General features: G+C 68.1%; 1 protein-coding gene. It reads right to left on the minus strand.

Translation table 11 applies throughout. The features are described from left to right. Positions 1 to 1,081 (minus strand): efflux RND transporter periplasmic adaptor subunit (locus CBW50_RS28450; protein WP_086148572.1); only part of this gene is annotated, 1,081 nt, incomplete at both ends.

Raw genomic sequence — 1,081 nt, forward strand, 5'->3', positions numbered from 1 at the left:
GGCGGCGTTCGCCGTTCGCCCCGGCAGCGCCGGCACCGCGCGCGCCGGCCGGCTTGTCGCCGGCCAGCATGACTTTCGCGCCCTCTTTCAGACGGTCGGCGCCTTCCGTGATGACCTGCTCGCCCGCTTCGAGACCGGCGCGGATTTCCACCATGTCGGTGGTGGCCTGGCCCCGCGTGACCATGCGCACGGTGACGGTCTTGTCCGCCTTGAGCACGTAGACGAAGTCGCCGTTATTGCTGTGGCGCAAGGCCGTCACGGGCACCAGCACGGCGCCCGTGATATTGCCCAGTTCCAGGCGCACATTGACGAACTGGCTGGGGAACAGGGCCATCTTGTCATTCGCGTAGCGGGCCTTGGCGCGCACGGTGCCCGTCTGCACGTCGACCTGGTTATCGAGCGCGCTCAGGCTGCCTTTATCCAGCATATGCGTGCGCGTCCGGTCCAGCGCCAGCGCGGCCAGGGCCGAGCCGCCATTGAGGCGCTCCTGGATGGTCTGCACCTTATCCTGCGGCACGGAAAACTGCACGTCGATGGGCGAGAGCTGCGTCACCACCACCACGCCGCCCGCGTCGCTGGTGCTCACCAGGTTGCCGATATCGACCACCTTCAGGCCCGCCCGGCCGCTGATCGGCGACACCACCTTGGTGTAGCCGAGGTTCAGGCGCGCCGTGCCTTCGGCCGCGCGGTCCGTCATGACGGTGCCTTCGAGCTGCTTCACGAGGGCCGCCTGCGTATCGACGTCCTGGCGCGCAATGGAATCCTGGCCCAGCAGGGTTTGATAGCGTTTCAGGGTCAACCGCGCGTTTTCCAGCTGCGCCTCGTCGCGCTGGCGCTGGCCCGTGGCCTGCATCAGCGCCATCTCGAATTGCGCGGGATCAATCTGCGCCACCACCTGGCCCGCCTTGACCATGCCGCCTTCCTTGAATTTCAATTCTTTCAGGATGCCCGACACTTGCGGGCGCACCGTCACGGTGGACGCGGCCGTCACCGTGCCCAGCGCATCGAGCACCACGGGCAGGTCGGACTTGACGGCCGTGGCCACGCCGACGGTGGTCGACGGCGCGCCGCGGCGCCCGCC

This window comes from Janthinobacterium sp. GW458P (genome assembly GCF_002127585.1).
In the GTDB taxonomy this organism is placed as follows: domain Bacteria; phylum Pseudomonadota; class Gammaproteobacteria; order Burkholderiales; family Burkholderiaceae_D; genus Janthinobacterium.